This is a genomic window from Glaciecola sp. MF2-115 (assembly GCF_047250385.1).
Classification (GTDB): Bacteria; Pseudomonadota; Gammaproteobacteria; order Enterobacterales; family Alteromonadaceae; genus Glaciecola.
In genome coordinates, this window is sequence record NZ_JBLBVM010000056.1 from 343,489 (window position 1) to 363,042 (window position 19,554).

17 protein-coding genes and 1 tRNA gene are annotated in these 19,554 nt (G+C 41.0%); 8 read left to right on the forward strand and 10 right to left on the reverse strand.

The window, feature by feature from the left end; all coding sequences use genetic code 11:
• Positions 1 to 35 precede the first annotated feature (35 nt).
• Together ACKLNX_RS16660 and ACKLNX_RS16665 are read right to left on the reverse strand one after the other, a co-directional pair.
• Positions 36 to 1,274, reverse strand: a complete 1,239-nt coding sequence (locus ACKLNX_RS16660; RefSeq protein ID WP_412973169.1) for a GNAT family N-acetyltransferase/peptidase C39 family protein — start codon at positions 1,272 to 1,274, stop codon at positions 36 to 38.
• A complete protein-coding gene (locus tag ACKLNX_RS16665) occupies positions 1,264 to 2,727 on the reverse strand; it encodes a RimK family protein (RefSeq protein WP_412973170.1) in 1,464 nt (487 codons plus the stop codon). Before ACKLNX_RS16665 ends, ACKLNX_RS16660 begins: the two co-directional genes overlap by 11 nt.
• Positions 2,728 to 2,923: 196 nt before the next feature.
• Between ACKLNX_RS16665 and ACKLNX_RS16670 the strand changes: the two genes are divergently transcribed.
• Positions 2,924 to 3,151 carry a hypothetical protein gene (locus tag ACKLNX_RS16670; RefSeq protein WP_411693580.1) on the forward strand — a complete coding sequence of 76 codons (228 nt, stop codon included), beginning with the start codon at positions 2,924 to 2,926 and terminating at the stop codon, positions 3,149 to 3,151.
• Positions 3,152 to 3,246: 95 nt separating this feature from the next.
• Here the strand turns inward: ACKLNX_RS16670 and ACKLNX_RS16675 are convergent, their stop codons facing one another.
• The 3 genes from ACKLNX_RS16675 to ACKLNX_RS16685 all read right to left on the reverse strand — a co-directional run bounded on the left by ACKLNX_RS16675 (position 3,247) and on the right by ACKLNX_RS16685 (position 6,406).
• On the reverse strand, positions 3,247 to 4,092 hold the full coding sequence (locus tag ACKLNX_RS16675) for a LysR family transcriptional regulator (RefSeq protein WP_412973171.1): 846 nt from the start codon (positions 4,090 to 4,092) through the stop codon (positions 3,247 to 3,249).
• 92 nt (positions 4,093 to 4,184) lie between these two features.
• Positions 4,185 to 4,376: a hypothetical protein gene (locus tag ACKLNX_RS16680; protein WP_411693578.1), complete on the reverse strand. Its 192-nt coding sequence runs from the start codon at positions 4,374 to 4,376 to the stop codon at positions 4,185 to 4,187.
• A gap of 116 nt (positions 4,377 to 4,492) precedes the next feature.
• The gene (locus tag ACKLNX_RS16685; RefSeq protein ID WP_412973172.1) at positions 4,493 to 6,406 is read right to left on the reverse strand and encodes a M1 family metallopeptidase; all 1,914 of its coding nucleotides are present in this window, start codon (positions 6,404 to 6,406) and stop codon (positions 4,493 to 4,495) included.
• Positions 6,407 to 6,729: 323 nt separating this feature from the next.
• Between ACKLNX_RS16685 and ACKLNX_RS16690 the strand changes: the two genes are divergently transcribed.
• From ACKLNX_RS16690 to modC, 4 genes are all read left to right on the forward strand, one after another.
• Positions 6,730 to 8,646 (forward strand): methyl-accepting chemotaxis protein, encoded by a 1,917-nt coding sequence (locus tag ACKLNX_RS16690; protein WP_412973173.1) that lies wholly within the window; start codon positions 6,730 to 6,732, stop codon positions 8,644 to 8,646.
• A 189-nt stretch (positions 8,647 to 8,835) separates the two neighbouring features.
• A complete protein-coding gene (modA, locus tag ACKLNX_RS16695; protein WP_412973174.1) occupies positions 8,836 to 9,660 on the forward strand; it encodes a molybdate ABC transporter substrate-binding protein in 825 nt (274 codons plus the stop codon).
• A 46-nt stretch (positions 9,661 to 9,706) separates the two neighbouring features.
• On the forward strand, positions 9,707 to 10,402 hold the full coding sequence (gene modB, locus ACKLNX_RS16700) for a molybdate ABC transporter permease subunit (protein ID WP_412973175.1): 696 nt from the start codon (positions 9,707 to 9,709) through the stop codon (positions 10,400 to 10,402).
• Positions 10,402 to 11,511 carry a molybdenum ABC transporter ATP-binding protein gene (gene modC, locus ACKLNX_RS16705; protein WP_412973176.1) on the forward strand — a complete coding sequence of 370 codons (1,110 nt, stop codon included), beginning with the start codon at positions 10,402 to 10,404 and terminating at the stop codon, positions 11,509 to 11,511. Before modB ends, modC begins: the two co-directional genes overlap by 1 nt.
• 29 nt (positions 11,512 to 11,540) lie before the next feature.
• On the opposite strand, the gene ACKLNX_RS16710 is transcribed toward modC, so the two are convergent.
• Together ACKLNX_RS16710 and ACKLNX_RS16715 are read right to left on the reverse strand one after the other, a co-directional pair.
• Positions 11,541 to 12,005, reverse strand: a complete 465-nt coding sequence (locus tag ACKLNX_RS16710) for a DUF2721 domain-containing protein (protein WP_411693572.1) — start codon at positions 12,003 to 12,005, stop codon at positions 11,541 to 11,543.
• Positions 12,006 to 12,229: 224 nt separating this feature from the next.
• Positions 12,230 to 12,306, reverse strand: a tRNA-Pro gene (locus tag ACKLNX_RS16715).
• Positions 12,307 to 12,442: 136 nt separating this feature from the next.
• On the opposite strand from ACKLNX_RS16715, the gene ACKLNX_RS16720 reads away from it, so the two are divergent.
• Positions 12,443 to 13,126, forward strand: a complete 684-nt coding sequence (locus tag ACKLNX_RS16720) for a 2OG-Fe(II) oxygenase (RefSeq protein ID WP_412973177.1) — start codon at positions 12,443 to 12,445, stop codon at positions 13,124 to 13,126.
• A gap of 1 nt (position 13,127) precedes the next feature.
• Here the strand turns inward: ACKLNX_RS16720 and dcd are convergent, their stop codons facing one another.
• Together dcd and apbC are read right to left on the reverse strand one after the other, a co-directional pair.
• Positions 13,128 to 13,727 (reverse strand): dCTP deaminase, encoded by a 600-nt coding sequence (gene dcd / locus ACKLNX_RS16725; protein WP_411693570.1) that lies wholly within the window; start codon positions 13,725 to 13,727, stop codon positions 13,128 to 13,130.
• Positions 13,728 to 13,835: 108 nt separating this feature from the next.
• Complete coding sequence (gene apbC, locus ACKLNX_RS16730) at positions 13,836 to 14,969, reverse strand: iron-sulfur cluster carrier protein ApbC (RefSeq protein WP_412973178.1); 1,134 nt, start codon at positions 14,967 to 14,969, stop codon at positions 13,836 to 13,838.
• 121 nt (positions 14,970 to 15,090) lie between these two features.
• Here apbC and metG point away from each other — a divergent pair, with 121 nt between their 5' ends.
• Entirely contained in the window at positions 15,091 to 17,202 is a 2,112-nt protein-coding gene (metG, locus tag ACKLNX_RS16735) for a methionine--tRNA ligase (protein WP_412973179.1), read from the forward strand.
• A gap of 182 nt (positions 17,203 to 17,384) precedes the next feature.
• Positions 17,385 to 17,798 (forward strand): GNAT family N-acetyltransferase, encoded by a 414-nt coding sequence (locus tag ACKLNX_RS16740; protein ID WP_412973180.1) that lies wholly within the window; start codon positions 17,385 to 17,387, stop codon positions 17,796 to 17,798.
• 135 nt (positions 17,799 to 17,933) lie between these two features.
• Here the strand turns inward: ACKLNX_RS16740 and ACKLNX_RS16745 are convergent, their stop codons facing one another.
• A complete protein-coding gene (locus ACKLNX_RS16745) occupies positions 17,934 to 19,481 on the reverse strand; it encodes a hypothetical protein (RefSeq protein ID WP_412973181.1) in 1,548 nt (515 codons plus the stop codon).
• Positions 19,482 to 19,554 lie beyond the last annotated feature (73 nt).

Consider the following 19,554-nt stretch of genomic DNA (forward strand, 5'->3'; position numbering starts at 1 on the left):
TCTATTGCAATGCTTCTGACTTAGCCGTTTTTGACTTAGCTGTTTTTTGGCCCAGCAGTTTTTCGCCCAGCAGTTTTTCGCCCAGCTGTTCTTGGCTTAACAACTAAACACGTTCTGAGTTTGCTTTTACCAAACACCGACAGCGATGCAAAATCTTCTTTTAAAATAGGAAGATGTTGATAGTCCAAATCGATATCTTCACTTTCGCCCACATCAGCCCGATTAGATGCATCTAAGCGATCCCCAGATTCAGAATAGAAGCCTTCACTCCCGTCTGGATCGTGCAAATATAGACAACGCTCATCTGCATGAGTGATGGCTACCCAATGGGGTGCTTTTTTACCGTCAAATTGATAAGTGCTAATTAGGCAAATAACGCCCCAACCCAAAGCCAATGCTTCTTCTAGTTTGCTCATATAGATTTCAGACTTATGAACTTGCACGCCCAATTCACTGGCTTGCTCTATAAATCCTTGCTCTACGATTCGCATAATGGATTTTTTATGTTCACTGCGAACACCATCAACAAACAAATCATTCACCTGAGTGCTATAAACTTCAACTTCAAAGCCGCGTTCATGAGCAGCGAGAGCCAAGCCTAATGGGTGGCAACCACCATGCCCAGAAGTCATGAATATCGTAGTGGCATGACGCCAAATATCAATTTCAGTTGTTTGATCAAAGCGCGTATCACTGTTTAGATACTTCATTGCCATCATCAAAGCACTTGGGCCGCATGTAAATTCGGTTGTCTGTTTGTACCATGGGTAAAAACGCATGCTATCTGCAACAGTTGATTGCTGAATCGACTTTTGAAAACGTAAGGCATCTGCCCCAGTCTCGTAATAATGCCGATAGATCCCAAATTTATGGTAGCCCAGTTTTTTGTACATTTTGATTGCAGATAAGTTATCTTCCGCAACTTCCAAGCGCATGAACAAGCGTTGCTTCTCTACTGACAGTTCCTCTAGCTTTAACAGCAAGTCACTGGCAATATTCTGCCCTCTTGCTTCTGCGCGCACAGCCAGTGAATAAAGCCGCGCTGAGCGACTGCCTTTGCGCAGAATCACTAAGCCATATGCCAACACCTCGCCGGCCTTTTCGGCCAAAACCAAAATACCGTGTTCAGCTTTAATCCAAAAGCTGAGTCGGCGGCGAGATAATCTATCTGTTTCAAAACAACTTAACTCTAGCGCTTCCAAAACATCTAGGTCTTTGATAGTCGCGAGCCTTAGCAATAGATTTGCTTCGCTACTCTCTTTATTAGCGGCCACGGGCTTCCAACCTGTTAGCAAACTCTTGCATAATGATCATATAAAGTTCTTTGCCTAAATAGACGTCTTCAACTTTTGATTCGATACTAGGGTTATCATTAACCTCTATCACATAAACTTTGCCGTTTGCTTGTTTGATATCTACACCATATAAACTTTTGCCTATGATTGAGCAGGCTTTTATTGCCGCATCAAGGACAGGCTTGGGCACTTCAAAAGTTGGCAATGTTTCAAAGCCACCTGAGGTGTTAGTTTTCGAGTCATGGTTGTAAATTTGCCAGTGACCACGCGCCATGTGATAGCGACAAGCGTAAACAGGACGTCCATTCAACACTCCAATTCGCCAATCAAATTCGGTGAAAATATATTCTTGCACCAATACCAATGCCGATTCGTTAAGCATCTTTTCAAGCTTCAATTTAAGCTCTTCAATATCCTTTACCTTAAATACGCCCATCGAAAAAGAGCTTTCAGGTAACTTCAATACCATAGGAAAGTCAAAATCAGCGGCTAGCTTTTCACACGTTGCATCTTCGTTATCGGAAATAAACTGACTGCGCGGCGATGGTACTTTGTGATAACTAAACGCGTCATGCAAAAACACTTTGTTACAGCATTTCAAAATGCTCGTTGCGTCATCCATAACTACCAAGCCTTCCTGCTCTGCCTTTCGAGCAATGTGATAAGTTGGATGGTTAATAGCAGTGGTTTCACGAATAAACAAAGCATCATAATGACCAATGTTAGCCGCTTGCTGTGAGTTGATAACTTCAGCATTAATACCCACTAACTTAGCGGCTTTAATAAAGTTCTTGATAGCTTTAGCATCACTTGGCGGTGTCGCTTCATGCTCATTGCACAAAATTGCCATATCCCAGCGCGCTTGCTTTTGTTTGCTGCTGCTTCGCCATGTTTTCAACATAAACTCATGTAGCGCATTAGCTAACTCAGTCTTATCCATAGCCGCGCCTGATTGCCATTCTCCGAAGCCAACTGTCATTTGCGTTGCGTTGGTTTGCTTGCTAACGGAAACACGTAAGAATGGCGCTGGGAAACGTTCAAAGGCAAACTTTGCAATGCCACTCATAGACGCAGATTTAGTAGTACCAAAAAACACATCACAGTGACTACCATCTTGCACTTCATCGCTCAGCGATTTCGGCAAGGTAATGGTTTTCATTTGCAATGCTTGTTCCTGACTTTCAATAATCAAGTCATTGATCGTATTTACGCTTGGCAATACTTTATGTGTTCTCGCCTCTGCTAATAGCGAGCAGTAATAGCCCTTACTCAAATATCTGTCTGTAGCGCATAAGTTTATAACACGCATTTTGCCTTCCCCACGTTTCGGGAACTCCGACAAATATCTATCAAAATCAATTACTAAGCAGTCACGTAAATCTAATTGACTGAATTCATTAGGTGAATCAACAACGATTAAAGTCGTTATCATTTTTATTCCAAGTATTCGTTAAAATTAAAAGCTAAAGTTCGCGCGAAATATAGACATTAACTGTAGCATATCAAGATAAATAGTCGGTTTTTTGAACGAAATAAAATGTACTTGAAGAACAATTTATTTAACTCGCAATTACCTGATTCGCGCATAAACTGAGCGAAATTAATTATTGTGTTGATCTGGAGCTTTTATGAAATTTACATTTTTAGTGGCAGCTTTATTGTTTGCTGCTTCAACCGTCGCTGATGATCGTCCTGTTGCCGATATCGAATTGATTAAAGAACTTAAACAGTATTGTATGGAAGTAGCTGAAGACGAAGGAACTGGCGAATTAAGCATGGAAGCATTTTTGCTAAATTGCGTTAACGAAGAACTAGAGTCTGAAGGTTATCAGCCTATTACTAAACTACCCAAATAAGCAAAATGCGCTAAGTAAGCAGCATAATTGCTGAACAGCCTTCTCTGCACCTTATGCGTTCAAAACGTGTAAGGTGCAGTTACTCTAGCTACTGCTTACGGCTTCACAGCCTTTTTCATGAATACAAGAACATCCTCTACACCGCTATTACTCTGATTCTTTAACTGGTTTAAGTACACTGGCACGCTAATTCCTTGTGGTAACTCATTTGCATCAAAAGATGCAATGCTTTGCTTCAGATTGTCGTCCAAAAAAGGGTGCGTTTTTACAGGTAAAACAAGTCGACTTGGCTCAGCTTTAGCCACGGTTAAAGCGACATCAATGGATGATGTTCGAAGTTTTGCCTTTCTCAATTCTGGATACTTCTTAGCGATTTTTTCATTGGCAGATGCAGACCACTCAATATTGATATCGTTGATCACTTCGCTCGTTGGGCTATTCGTTAGGTAAATACACAAGGGGACTTCAAACAATAATGTGCTCTCTATATCATCCGATTTAACCTGCGAACTAGTGAGTGCAAAATCAATACTGTGCTCGTGCAACTGCCGTGTGATTTGCTCTATTGTCGCAATTTCATGTCGAAAACTAACGGAATTAAACTGCGACAGCATGCTTGGTAGAAGTGTCGAAAGGAATAACAGATAGGCACTTTGAGTTGAGCCACAACTAATATGCTGGCACTCCTCTTCCGCCAGTGACTTTCGTGCTTTCGCAATTGTATCAGAGAGCTCTTGAGCATAAGGGATTAGTTTTTCACCCGCAGGGGTTATTTGAATACTATTTCGATTTCGTATGAATAAGGCGGTATTAAAATATTCTTCCAATAATTTAATGCGAGCACTGACAGCAGACTGTGTTAAATACAAGTTTTCAGCTGCTCGTCCGAAGTGCCTCGTTTCCGCAACTTCCAGAAAGGTTGTTAAAAATCTAATATCCACAAAAAAACCAGTAATCAAATGATTACTGGTTTATATCGTGAATTTCATCTTGAGTGCAATGCTTAATGCATCTTCTCAGTAAAAAAACAGACTTAATGCATGTTTTCGTTATCGTCGCTGTGCTTGCTTCGCGCATTAGCCATTTGCTTGCTAGCGCGTTTTTTGCGCATCAACTCAGCTTTAGTCTGTTCAGCTTTGCTTTCGTCACGTTGCTTGCCTACGATCCAATCTTGATGGTCAAAATCTTCACTTTCTTCTTTGCGAAATCTGTAATCTTTACTCATAACAATTAGCCAAATATCAGGAAATTGCATAATAGAAAAAAACAGCCCAACAAGTACAACAAAATATTTACACCGTGACGGCAAAAATTATTAATTAAAGTACTGCCCTTTCATGACTAATTCACATAGCCTTCGTTTGCGTGCACAGTTAAAGGGTGATAACCGGGTTTTGCTTCTTCAAAGGCTTTTTTCGCAAAAGCTTTTCCATCCGGTGTTTTCGACAATTCGCGATACAAAGGCTTAACCAGCTTGTTGCGGCCAATACTGGTCAGATACTCATATAAACGCTCGTAAGCAGGCTTATATTCGTTTCTTACCGCTATCATCAACCAACTGTGTGCAATTTCGTTATTCTTACTAGCGGTTAGTGAGAATACTTTGTCCAACTCGTTTAACTGTTTTTCGTGTAACTGTTCAGGCATGTTATTCAAGAAATACAACCATTGATGAACTGTCCAGTCATCAGTTTTAATTGTGTTTGCGCGGCTTTCACCTGCTAACCAAGCCGCTCTTGCTGAATCAACTTTAACGAAAGCATCAGAATCAGGCACTGGTGCTCCTTCTGGAATACCTGGCTCAAAAATCCATTGTTGAATGCGTGCTTTATCGAGTTTGTCGGCATATTCTTTCAGTAGAGTTTCATCTAGGTAAGCGATAAATTGATCGGTCGTAATGCTCTTGAACGAGAAACGCTCAAAATAACTTAATAGAAACTTATCAAAATTATCTCGTCCTATTTTGTGCTCTATTTCACGAAGGAACAATGCCCCTTTTTCGTAAGGGATATTTGAGAACACATCATCAGGGTTTCTGCCGCGCAAATCGATTGCGAGTATTTGATCATTTGGCTCTAATGAAGCTATGTCAGCCTGCAAATCTTGATAACCAAGAACGGCTTCCATATTGTAGCGATCTTCACCATAAATCATTTCCATTATTCTGTAGGTTAAGTACGTCGTGAAACCTTCGTTTAACCATAAGTCACGCCACGTTGCATTCGTCACTGTGTTGCCAGACCAACTATGTGCTAGCTCATGAGCAATCAAAGAGACAAGACTCTTATCACCGGCTATAACAGTCGGCGTAATAAAAGATAAACGAGGATTCTCCATGCCGCCAAATGGGAATGATGGTGGCAAGATTAGCAAGTCATAACGATCCCATGAATATGGACCATATTTATTTTCAGTCGCAATGAGCATACTTTCCGTATCTTCAAACTCTGCGGCAGCCGAGGCTAAAACCGAAGGTTCAGCATAAACCCCTGTGCGCTCCCCCATTGCTTTGAACTGTAAATCACCTATGGCTAATGCAATCAAATATGAAGGAATAGGTTGAGGCATATTGAATTCATATACACCATCACGCTCAGTATCAGGATCATTTGAGGCACTCATCACGGCCAATAGTTCTTTTGGCGTTCTGATGGTTGCGTTATAAGTCACTCGTACCTGAGGTGAATCCTGTAATGGAATAAAACTTCTAGCATGAACCGCTTGTGCTTGAGTAAACAAGAACGGATGCTTTTTGCCCGCAGTCTGGGCAGGTGTTAGCCATTGTGCGCCGGAAGCAGACGGTGAAGTTTCATAATTGATTGTTAGCTTTTCTGCATCATCAGGTAAGTTGATATGCAAAGCTGCACCTAAATTCTCATCTGCTGGCTTTAAGTCGAACGAAACCGGGTTACCATTACTCGTTACGCTTAAAATATTGAGTTCGCGCGTATCCAAAATCAATTCATTTGCATTTTCTACTTGGCGCTTAACATCTACTTGCACACTGCCAACAAGCTTTTTAGCTGTGAAATCAGCTGTTAGGTCAAGATTCAAGTGTGTCACTAACACTTGCTCAGGGTTTGCATAAGAATGGTAATCTTTACTTACGTCAATGGCAGAGTCGGCGGTCACAGTCGCGCTTTCTATCTGACTAGGCGTATTATTGTTTGTTATCGAGTTAGTCTCTTCCACCGGCGAGCAAGCCGACAGAGTGACAACTAAAGCTAGAGAGCTTAGTTTAAAAAGGTTTTTCATTTATTTGTTCCATCTGTCTATTTTGAATTGTTATATTTTGTTCTATTTTCAAAAATAGGGTTTTACCCATGATTTATTATAGATGATTACGACCGAAAGAGTGTGACATAAAACCACCGACAAAAAAACTCACACCGACTATTCACTTGATATAATGCAGGGTTTAGGTAGGCTAAGTCTTCAATTTCAAGTCCAAACTAGGTGTAAAAAATGAATAGCTTTGGATTTAGGAATAACAAACAATGCCGATACATAGGGAATTGTAAGTCAGCTTTAAATAACACTGAGCAAATTCACTTCATTTCATAAGGTTTCAATTTTCTATGTTAGATATTTCGATCAGGCAAAAAATAATTCTCGCGCTGTCATTATTTATTGTTGTGACTGCTATTCTTGTAGGTTCTATTAGCGTTATCACGGCTAAAAACAACATTTCTGAACGTGTTTTAGAGAAAGAGTTGCCTACACTGGTCACTAGCATCGCCAACGAAATAAACGCAGGCATCGTCAAGATGCAAACCATAGCAACAATGGTGGCTTCTGACCCCTTTATATTGCAATGGGCTAAGAACGGTTTTGATCCCAAAGAAGAAACATTGCTAGTCGAAAAACTGCAAAATGTTGCGACAACAAACAGTTTATCTGGCGCATCATTTGCTGATAAAAAAACGGCCAAATATTGGAATAATGAAGGCTTCTTAAGAGTCTTGAAAGATGACAATGCTGACGGTTGGTTCTTTGCATATTCAAAAAGTAATCAGGATTACTCGGTGAGTGTTTATGATGATCCAAATTCAAGCGCTGTCGATTTATATGTCAACTACCAACAAGTCGATGGCCGCGGTTTAGCAGGCACATCACGCTCATTTGAAGACGTTGTCACTATGCTGAAGAACTTTAAAATTGAAAAAAGCGGGTTTGTTTACCTAGTAGATGGCTCAGGTAAAGTTCAATTGAATAGCAATAGCGCTATCAGCAGCAACACAAATATTTCTGATGTTTACGATTTTTCATTCAACGATGAGCTCAAAGCAAAGCAAGCGTTTTCTGTTGTATCTGTAGAAAGAGATGGTAAAGAGTTGTTATTGGCACTGGGTTATATTCCAAGTATGAAATGGTTCGTCGTTGCTGAAGTCCCCACTAATGAAGTGTTTGCAACGGTTACTCAAACAAAGTGGCGAATATTCTTTTGGTCTGCATTAATTGTTCTATTAGGCGCCGTTGTTGCTTTCTTTATCTCAGCATCAGTGACTAAACCCATTGTAAAATTAGCGTCCTTGTTCGAAAACCTTGGGCAAGGCGACGCAGACCTCTCATATCGACTCCCGTCAGAAGGCCAAAAAGAAATTGTCGCCGTTGCCAATGGCTACAATAGTTTTGCGGATAAACTCGAGCATGTATTCAAAGACATTGCTGAAAATGGACAACATTTAAGAAAAGTAGCAATTACACTGGAAAACGATGCCCAAGCGACTTTGATTAATGTGGAGTCGGAAGCACAACGCACCTTTAAAATAGCGCAAGCACTGGATGATGTGAGTAGTCAATCGGCCATGGCCTCATCGAATGCAAAAGATGCCAACAATATTAACCAAGAGGCATCTCAAAACGCGGAGAAAATGCGCAATGTCATTGATGACTCACAAAATGACATGAAGCAATTAAGTGAAAAAATACATGAGGTTGCTGATGTTATTAAATCACTCACCACCAATACCGATACTATTGCAGGTGCACTATCTACGATTCAGGCAATTTCTGACCAAACGAATTTGCTAGCCTTGAACGCGGCGATTGAAGCAGCTCGAGCTGGTGAACATGGCCGCGGTTTCGCTGTTGTTGCTGATGAAGTAAGAACCCTTGCAAGAAGAACCGCCGACTCGACACAAGAAATTCAGAACATCATGGAAATACTGAAAAAGTCTTCATCGAACGCGACACATGAAATTGGACAAATAGTTGAACAATCTCAAGCCTCATCTTCATCTATTGCAATCGCACAAGACATATCGATGAAGAATAAAGGGCTCTTCGACAAAATAAGTGTAAGCAGCACGCAAGTCGCTAACTTGGTTCAAGAGCAAAGTCATTCAATTGATACGATTAACGACCATATGTTGGAGATAAGGGAAAGTGCCAGTGCCAACACCGACAAGGTTAAAGAGATTACTCACGAAACGATGGAATTAAATGCACTTGCAGAAAGGCTCGATCAATTAATCGCGCAATACCATCGATAGAACTAATTGCTATTGCGAGGCCTGAAAGCCTCGCAATATAGCGCCTTTAAATCATTTAGTTTTTGATATTGAACCTGCCTCCCACTTACACATGTGATAACAACATTCATTTTTAAAGCAGTTTATACTAGAAACTGCTATGATCTTGCTATTCAGATTACAACTAAGCAGTTTGATAATAAGTCATTCATGAAACTTTACATCACACCTCTAATAAAACTGACTTTTTTTACTTGTTTAATCTGCATTTCCTCCTTCATTCAAGCAAGCCTTGCGGTTCAAGCTGGTGATAAAGATAAGCTCATATCCAGCGAAGTTAATTATAAGAATAAAAAGGCTGGGCAAGCTAGGATCGCCGTAGCATCCAACTTCATAAAGCCAATGCAACAATTATCATTAGCGTTCGAAAAACAAAGCGGACACTCTTTGATCGTCTCATATAGCGCTTCAGGCAAGCTATACGCTCAAATAGTCAATGGTGCGCCTTATGATGTATTTCTTTCTGCTGATCAAACAAAACCAGAAGAGTTAATCAAACGACAAAAAGCCAAAGCTAGTCATCGCTTTACCTATGCCATTGGTAAACTTATTTTATGGTCATCCGATGCTTCACTTATTGATGGTTCCGACGACATTTTAGTAACAGGCAAATTCAGGAAGGTTGCGCTTGCCAACCCTAAATTTGCGCCCTACGGTTTGGCGGCATTGAGTGTTCTTGAAAACTTAAATTTAAAGGCGCAAACCAAAGTTAAATGGGTGCTAGGTGAAAGCATATCTCAGACTTACCAATTTGTTGCTACAGGCAATGCTGATATTGGCTTTATCTCCTATTCACAATTACCTGAAAGCGGTTCATTCTGGGAAATTCCTAACAATTTATATGCTCCAATCAAACAAGATGTGATTTTGCTCAATAAAGGTGAAAATAATCCCGCTGCAATCGCATTTTTTGCATTTTTAAAAAGCAATGAAGCGAAAAACATCATACAATCACACCATTATAACGTTGATTAAATTTTGCACGGAGCAAATAGTGTTGCTTTGCTAACAAGGAACAAGCGTGGGACTTACCGATTCTGATATCAACGCCATTTGGCTAACAATCAAGCTCGCTTTTACGGTTACCTTAATATTGTTGATTATAGGTACACCTATTGCCGTGTGGCTCGCTAAAACCAAATCGTGGTTAAGAGGCCCGATCAACGCTATTGTCGCCCTTCCCCTTGTATTACCGCCAACTGTGTTAGGTTTTTACTTATTAATTGCGATGGGCCCTAATGGTCCTATTGGCCAGTTCACCGAACAGCTAGGTTTAGGATTGTTACCCTTTACCTTTTGGGGTTTAGTCATCGCTTCCTTGTTCTACTCTTTACCATTTGTTGTGCAACCGATTCAAAACGCGGTAGAAGCTATTGGTAGTAAACCGATAGAAGCTGCCGCGACTTTACATTCAAAGCCCCTAGATACATTTTTCCACGTCATTCTTCCCTTAGCTAAGCCTGGCTTTATCAGTGCAGCAATACTTGGCTTTGCGCATACCGTGGGTGAGTTTGGGATTGTGTTGATGATCGGTGGCAATATTCCAACTGAAACCCAAGTGGTTTCTATTCAAATTTATGACAAAGTGGAAGCCTTAGAATACGCTGGCGCTCATAAACTATCGGCGATTATGTTGGTGTTCTCATTCATTGCCTTGCTATCGCTTTATAGTTTTCAAAAACGTGGTATCGCGAGTAAATTTAGAGTGGGACGCTAATGATAAATAGTAATAAAGCCGTGTCTTCCTCCATCATTGCGAAGCTAAAAGCTAGCTTGCATAGCGAATCTCAGGTGTTTGAATTAGAGGTTTCTAGCGAGTTTCCTAGTCAGGGTATCACCGCAATCCTCGGCGAATCCGGCAGTGGCAAAACAACCCTACTTCGCTGTATTGCCGGTTTAGAGAACAATGTACAAGGTCAATTGAAAGTTGAGGACAGGATTTGGCTTGATGAAAAGCAAAACGTACCTACTTATGATCGAGAAATTGGCTTTGTTTTTCAGGATGCCCGCTTATTCGAGCATTTGAATGTGCATCAAAACTTGCAGTTTGCGGTAAAGCGTAGCCACGAAAAAGTTAAAAGAGCATTTTACGAAGAGGTCGTTAAAGCGCTTGATATTCATCATTTGTTGCGACACAAGCCCGAACAATTATCGGGTGGTGAAAAGCAACGAGTTGCTATTGCACGAGCTTTATTGATTAAGCCTAAAATGTTACTCATGGATGAACCGCTTGCTTCATTGGACGATGCTCGAAAACAAGAGGTCTTGCCCTACTTAGCCGCCTTACAAAACATGTTTCATCTCCCTATCCTATACGTCAGTCACTCCACGGACGAAGTGTGTAAATTGGCTGACCACGTTATCGTATTGCATCAAGGAAAGGTGATTATTCAAGGAGAAATCAACGAGGTATTTTCCAGCGCCGAGCTACCATCAATCTATAAACGAGAAACGAGCACCATCGTTGATGCAAAAATTATTGAGAAAAACGAACGTTGGCACCTCCTGAGAGCTGAGTTTGGAGGCAATACAATTTACTTACAGGACAACAAGCAAACCGTCGGTAAAACAGTCCGCTTACGCATCCTCGCAAACGATGTCAGTTTGTCTTTAAAAGACGAGAAAGAAAGTACCATCTTGAACCGACTTGAAGGTCGCATTGCCGGCATTGAAGTAGATAAAAATGGCGCGAGTGCCTTAATCACTCTTGAGGTAAATCGCACAGAAATTGTGGCACAAGTCACCCGTAAATCAGTTGATGACCTATTTCTCATGGTCGGTATGACTATTTGGGCTCAAATAAAATCCGTTGCTATCTTAGCTTAGTCATTTATGCACTTATGCTAAGAGCTTGACTATTCTTCACTATCTATTTGTTGAAAACTACTGGCATTAATTTTTAAGCTTGCTGTGGCTACACTCACTTCAAAGAAAAATGCAATAAGCCCTCCGGTTAGAAATAACATACTTATCATAAACACGACTAAGATTGTGGTATCTAAACTGGCGCTAATTAAGCCATTTATCATCAGCAAGGAAACTTCAAAACAAATAGTCAAGGCAGAGGCAATTAAAAAATTAATAGTCCAATTCGCTAGCCTTAGTCGCTTCTTCAAAGATCGGATTTCACGTTTGGCGTGGCGGTCAATACGACTAGGTTGAGTTCGAGCCAATTGTTCAAACCAACGTGCCCTATCAATGATTCTTGAAACTCTGCCAGTCGCAACGTTGACCAAAGTACCAATGCCCACTATTAGGAATATAGGAGCGAGGGCAAGTTGAATAATTTCGACAGCATTTGGCGTAATAATTTCTTCCACGTAAGTCTCAGTTTTTTGGTTAAGTTTTATTTACTTTTACTAAGCATATCATCTGCCAATCCAGCAATGAAATGAAAATAAAATTTGTCGTTTTTAAATATGCAGAGACCCTGCGAACGCAAACAAGCACAGACTTTTGGTAACGATAGGTTTGCTCAAGTGTTTTTGTCGATAAAGAAGATAGGTAGAGGATGCTTATGGGCTTACTGACTTGAAGATTTAATTGGTCGGTGTGATAGGATTCGAACCTACGACCCCTTCACCCCCAGCGAAGTGCGCTACCAAGCTGCGCCACACACCGACCGAAGCGCGTATTATATTGATCACTTAATATAATTCCACCCTTTTTTGTTTTAATCTGCGTTTGCTCGCATATATGTCTTGTCAAAGCACTCAATCACCTGTAAAAGTCTGTTTTTTATTCAAAAGTAAAACGAATGGAAGTTTTAAACCTTCACCAACTGCAAACGACTGCACAACTTGCTGATCAACAAAACCAAGCTCTTTTTGCTCAAGTCGCCAATGACCTGACACATAAAGGCTACAGCATTCAGCCCTTTGCTTTGCCATTAGATTTATCTAACCGTTTATTAGCACAAGTATTGTCAATGTCTCCACAATCTTTCATTGAGGCGGGAATTGGGCGCTCTACTGAGCATATGCGCAATGATTTCGTGCGTCGTGATGAGATATGTTGGATTACTGGGAACAGCGAAGCTGGTGCACAATGGCTAGACTGGACAAGCCAGCTTCAAAGCTACTTGAACCAGCATTTATTTTTAGGTCTATTTTCTTTTGAAAGTCACTTTGCTCATTATTCTGCGGGTTCGTTTTATAAACGTCATTTAGATGCATTTAAGGGTGAGGCTAATCGTGTATTGTCTTTAGTCGCGTATCTAAATTCAGATTGGCAAATTGACGATGGTGGAGAATTGGTTTTATATCAGAATGAACAAGATTTGCAGGGCTTAAAAGTGGTTCCTGCGCTGGGTACTTTAGCAATATTTCTTAGTGAAGAATTTCCACATGAAGTACTACCAGCTCAGCGTGATCGTTATTCAATTGCTGGCTGGTACAGAATTAACAGCAGTTCGGCAGATCGTGTTGATCCGCCTAGGTAAATTAGTCTCTGTCGTTCTGATCGTCAGAACTGATGCGACTTGCGATTGCGCCTGTCTGGCCTTTGTATTTGGCATCGAGTCTAGCATTGTAAGGCTTTTCAGCACTGCCACTTAATATTTCGAAACTGATGGCTCCAATTTTCATTTTGGGCTTAAGCGCAAGTGGCAATTTACCGCTATTGAAAAACTCCAATACTATTTGACCTGACCAGCCTGGATCGATGCGATGCGCAGTCACATGTACCATCAAACCCAATCTGGCGAGCGAAGAGCGACCATCCAACCAACCTACCATATTATCTGGCAATGTAATTGACTCATGAGTAACAGCAATGGCCAACTCACCTGGATGCAAATAGAACGAACCATCATCGGCAATCGTAATCTCGTCACTCATCACTGAGTCGAGCGCTTTTTGTACGCTTTCCTTCTCACCACTTAAGTCAATGTAAGGAGCGGCATGGTCTTGAAAGACTCTAAATTTATTACTTAAGCGAACATCTACCGTGACGCCGCTAATTTGATCATAATCAGGTGTTGGGTCAATTTTAATTTTCCCTTCTTGAATATACTTATAAATATCCTTGTCACATAAACGCATGCTGTATTTTCCCAAACTATGTTGTCGATCGCGAAGAGTTGCAGGCCTGTATTATGATCACTGTTGGTGCATGTTGCAACAGGCTATTAGTAGTCAATTCGCTCAATGCTAGGTCTTATTTACAACCTGAATATTGACACTGTTTTTACCGTCCTTGCTACTTTGCTCTCTCGTTAATTGATGTGGCCTTAATGTGGTCGCAATTTTGAGCGATACTTTACGCGCTATACTCTTATATATTTGACTAACATTACTCTCCGGTAGCGCAGTGACAATGGGTTTGCCTTCATCAGCATGTTCTCTTATGAGGTTGCTTAGCGGTAATTCTCCAAGCACTTCAGTACTGTGTTGCTCAGCTAATGCGACAGAGCCACCCTGAGAAAATGGATAAGATTTTTCACCGCACTTACATTCAAAGTAACTCATGTTCTCAACTATGCCCAATACGGGTATTGTCAGTTTCTCAAACATCGCGATACCTTTTTTTGCATCGGCCGTAGCGATGGTTTGCGGTGTCGTTACGATGACAGCAGCTGAAAGTGGCACTTGCTGGGAAATGGTCAAGTGTATATCCCCTGTTCCAGGCGGCAAATCGACGATCAGATAGTCGAGCAATGGCCATTTAGTTTCGTATATCAGCTGTTTCAAAGCTTTCGTCGCCATCGGTCCACGCCATATGGCTGCGCTATCACTATCAACTAAATAACCAATGGAATTAGCCGCGACACCTTCCACCATTAATGGAAACATCGTGCGCTGATCTTCACTATCAGGGTGAGCTTTAGGATTACCTAACATGATAGGGACTGAAGGACCGTAAATATCAGCGTCAAGAATACCCACCCGAGCACCTTCCTGTTGTAAAGCAAAAGCTAAGTTAACACTAGTTGCTGACTTGCCTACTCCACCTTTCCCCGATGACACCGCAATAATATTCTTAACATTTGGCACAGGCGGCAGTTTCGCCTCGCTAATTGGCACATTGTATGAGATTTCGAATTGACAGTTTGCAAGTTGAGCTAGTTGTTGCTTCAAAAAGTCTAACAACTCCGATGCCGTGCTTTTTACTGTAAACCCCAAACTTACTTCAATAGTTTGCTTTTTACCCGCTTCAAACTTCTCCCGATTGCCCAATGCGACAATAGCATCGGAATTGACGCAAGGAGTAGCAATGGAATAAAAATCAGCGATTTGCTGTTCGATTTCATGAATTCTTTCTTGTTTGCTTTTCGAAAAAAACACACTTAACTCCTTAAACACAGTAAAACTGCTCAAAACAAGCAATTTCGTAATGCAAATTAACCTTGTTTGGGCTACCATCTGCGCATATTTATAACTTTGTGAAACTGACTAAAAACAATCTATGTCTACTACTTCAGCACAACCTGCTTCAAAGCGTCGAATTCTGACCACCAGTGCCCTGCCTTATGCAAACGGCTCTATTCATCTAGGTCACCTATTGGAACACATTCAAACTGATATTTGGACTCGCTTCCAACGAATGCGCGGTCATGAATGTTACAGCGTCTGTGCCGATGACGCACATGGCACTCCCGTCATGCTTAAAGCTCAAGAATTAGGCATAACGCCAGAACAGATGGTTGCACAAACTCGCGATGAACATCATCAAGATCTGATTGATTTTCACGTAGATTATGACAACTATTATGTGACTCATTCCGAAGAAAACAAGGAACTTTGTGAATTAGTCTACAATCGCTTGAATGATGCGGGTTATATTAGTAAGCGCACGATAAGTCAATTGTACGATCCTGAAAAAGAAATGTTTTTACCCGATCGTTTTATTAAAGGCGATTGTCCAAGTTGTGGTGCTGAAAATCAAAACGGTGATAACTGCGATGTATGCAGTGCAACCTACAGCCCAACAGAAGTAAAGAACCCGCGTTCCGTGGTTTCAGGTGCTACACCAATTCTCAAAGATTCAGAGCACTACTTTTTCGATTTACCTAAATTTGAAGAGATGTTGAAAGGCTGGATCCGCTCAGGTGCGATTCAAACTGAGATGGCAAACAAGTTAGAAGAGTGGTTTGAACAAGGCTTGCAGCAATGGGACATCAGTCGTGATGCGCCTTATTTTGGTTTTGAAATACCCAATGCACCAGGCAAATATTTTTACGTATGGGTGGATGCGCCTGTTGGCTATATGGCCAGCTTCAAGAACTTCTGCAACAACAATGGCCTTGATGACGCTCCATTCTGGGCGAAAGATACCGACACTGAGCTGTATCACTTCATCGGCAAAGACATTATGTATTTCCATTGCTTGTTTTGGCCGGCAATGCTTGAGGGCGCAGGTTTCCGCAAACCAACAGGCGTTAACATACATGGCTTTGTGACAGTGAACGGTGCAAAAATGTCAAAATCGACAGGCACCTTCATCAAAGCAAGAACTTATTTAGAACACCTAAACCCTGAATATTTACGTTACTACTTTGCTTCTAAGTTAAATGATTCAGTCACTGACATCGACTTAAACTTTGAAGATTTCGTGTTAAAAGTTAATTCCGATCTTGTAGGTAAAGTTGTCAACATCGCGAGTCGCTGTGCTGGTTTTATCACTAAGCGTTTCGATGGCAAGTTGTCAGATAACATTGAAAACCCAGAACTTTTAGCTGAGTTTCAAACTGCTAGCGAAAGCATCGCCAGCCACATTGAAGCGCGTCACTACCATAAAGCAATTCGCGACATTATGGGTCTAGCCGATAAGGCAAACCAGTATATCGACGCACAAGCGCCTTGGGTAACCGTTAAAGATGAAAACAAACAAGCTTTGACTCATGACGTATGTTCAATGGGCATCCACTTATTCAGAATATTAGTCGTGTATTTAACGCCGGTTATGCCAAAGCTATCTGAGCAAGCACAAGCATTTTTGAATGATGAGTTCACTTGGGCAAGCGCACAAGAAACGAAACTTGGTCACCCAATCAACAAATTCAAAGCTTTGTTACAGCGCGTTGAGATGGACAAAGTGAATGCGATTATCGAAGACTCAAAGGATAACTTAGGCACAGCAAAAGCTGAAAAGCCTAAAAACGAAAAGCCTAAGAATGAAAAGAAACAATCCAAAGAAGCTAAAGTGATGAAAGACGATGGTTTGAGCCCACTAGAGCGTGATCCTATTGCAGAAGAAATTAGCTTTGAAGATTTCGCCAAGATTGATTTAAGAGTAGCACGTATCGCAAAAGCCGAGCATGTTGAAAAAGCGGATAAATTACTACGTTTAGAACTCGACTTAGGCGGCGACACCAAGCAAGTTTTTGCTGGTATCAAGTCAGCTTATCAACCAGAAGATTTGGAAGGAAAGCTTACCGTTATGGTGGCGAATTTAGCGCCTAGAAAAATGCGTTTTGGTATGTCAGAAGGCATGGTGTTAGCAGCCGGACCAGGCGGAAGCGACTTGTTCATTCTTGAGCCACACGATGGTGCACAACCTGGTATGAAGGTTAAATAGTAAATAATGTAGTGGCTAATTGAATGATTGGCCTTGCTCAATGCCGCATTAATAAGGGATCACTGAGATCCCTTTTTGCATTTTAAATGCTCTCGTTTTGTCATGTCAGCTTATGAACACAACAGCAAGTTGAGTATCCTTACTTTCAGCTTTGAAATACGAGTTAAATTATAGGATTGATTTTGAATATTGAAGTACTTGAAACCCCTGAACCACAGTTAGTCTCTTTCTTGGATGAAAAAATTGCAGAATTCAATTGGGCACATTGGGAAGTCAGCGAACGCAAGCCTCTTGCTGTTAGGTTATGCGATGAAAACGGTGATGTGATTGCTGGTTCTGCGGGAAGAACATTCGGTGACTGGCTGATGATAAATACCTTGTGGGTGTCAGACACTTTACGTGGGCAAAATATTGGCAGTCAAATTTTAGCTCAGATGGAATCAGCCGCAAAAGCACGAGGATGCAATAAAGTCTTACTCGACACATTGAATTTTCAAGCAAAGCCGTTTTATGAAAAACACGGTTATCAAGTGCAATGGACACAACAAGCTTATCCGAAAACAGGTTGTCGATATTACATGATGAAAAACCTGTGAGATGGGAAGTATCTATTAAACGTCGGTTTCACCTTAATTTACTATTCCCTCTTGCGAAGTTCGTAAAGCGAAAAACCCAGCGCCAAATGTTTTAGCGCTGGGGATCAGTTTATTCTCTTCAATAACTACAGGTTTTTAATCCTGCGTCTGCAACTCCCATTGCATGTTAACCTCATTATCAACTTGAGCATCCTCAGTTAGAATTAAGAACAGTGAATCACTGTCTTCATCAAGGATTAAATCGTCTTGCGTTAATATAATATCAGTACCATCAATTTCAGCTACGGCAAAAACCTGATATGTATTGTTTCGGAGGTACAGTGTTTGTTGATTTCCGAAGACCACAGAAGCATTCGATTCTGCCGTCGAGATAATTTCATCACTTTTAACGAAGTACACTTTTATTCTGGTGAAATCTTGACTATCAACTAAATTAACCACTTTAATTTGATGTTCAAAAATACTGCTGCCATCTGTATTAACGCTTTCTAAGGTACGCAATATTGGCTTGTAGGCATCTACTACACCGTCATCATTCTCATCAACATTGCCATCACCATCTTCGTCTACGGCTTCTTCTTGAATATAATAGAATATAGTTTTGAAGGTATTTTCAGGTAAGCTCAATAGCTGATTAGAAAACATTTTATCGTTGGTACTCGCATCTACTAAACGGACACTAAAGTCGCCATTATCTTTATTGAGGGAAACGCTGAACTGGTTCGATGAAAGATCGGTAATTTCAGGGTCTGTAGACGCAGCGCTCGCATAAATATTGACGCTTCCAGAGTAATCGGGCAATAAATCACTTGCTTGCATGCCATTAAAAAATCTAACTCTAGCTTCAGAGTCATCGTCTGGTAAATTTGTGGTGGTGTTGCCTGAGATCAAATCTAGCACTATCGGCGCACTGCCCACACCGGTATTGTCACGCACTGAGAGAACATATTGAGTAGTGTAGATAAACGTGACTTCACTCGACTGGTAAACAACTTCAGTTTCGCCTGCTAGCGTTGCATAAAAGACGTATTGAGATTGTTCAAATTTTTGATTTTCAGATAGTTCCTCTGGACTAAATGAGCCAATTAATTGGGCTTCATTAAATGTTTCATCTGAGTCTGATAGATAAATATCATAGGTTTCCCCTTCATTGGTAATATTGAGAACTCGAAGGTTAAATAAGTCCAAGTCGTCGTCCTCATCATCATCAATAACAGGGATTTCATAACTTAATATTTGAGGTGCGCGAATATCACCTGCAAATACTACAAAGTGAATGTTGTCACCGGCAATCCTTACATCTTCTTGACTCAGTAAGGTCAAATCAGCTCGCGCGGTGCTATCCTCCTCTTGCCAAGCTAACTCGACAGTATAGGTGTTTGCTGGGATTTGTTTGTTGGTGGTCGACTCACCAAATCGAACAGACGAATATGTAATTTCTACTTCATCGTCTGGGTCAGCGTCTACGTCTTCATCTACCGTAAGGTATATAGCTGGTGCATTGGGAGAGGCATTGTATAGTTTGATGTAACCATCAGAATCTTCAGAATCATCTGAGCCGCATGCTGCAAGACCGGTAATTGAAAGAGTTACTAACAATAATTGAGTAAAACGCGTTAGTGCGCGTGTCTGAATTCGTGAACCTTTCTTCACTTGTTCACTATTCTGTTGATTGAATTTCATTTTTTTTCCTATGATTGAGTCTGTGACTTCCTTGATTAATGCCTCACCGGTATAGCCATTAATCAGAAAGTAA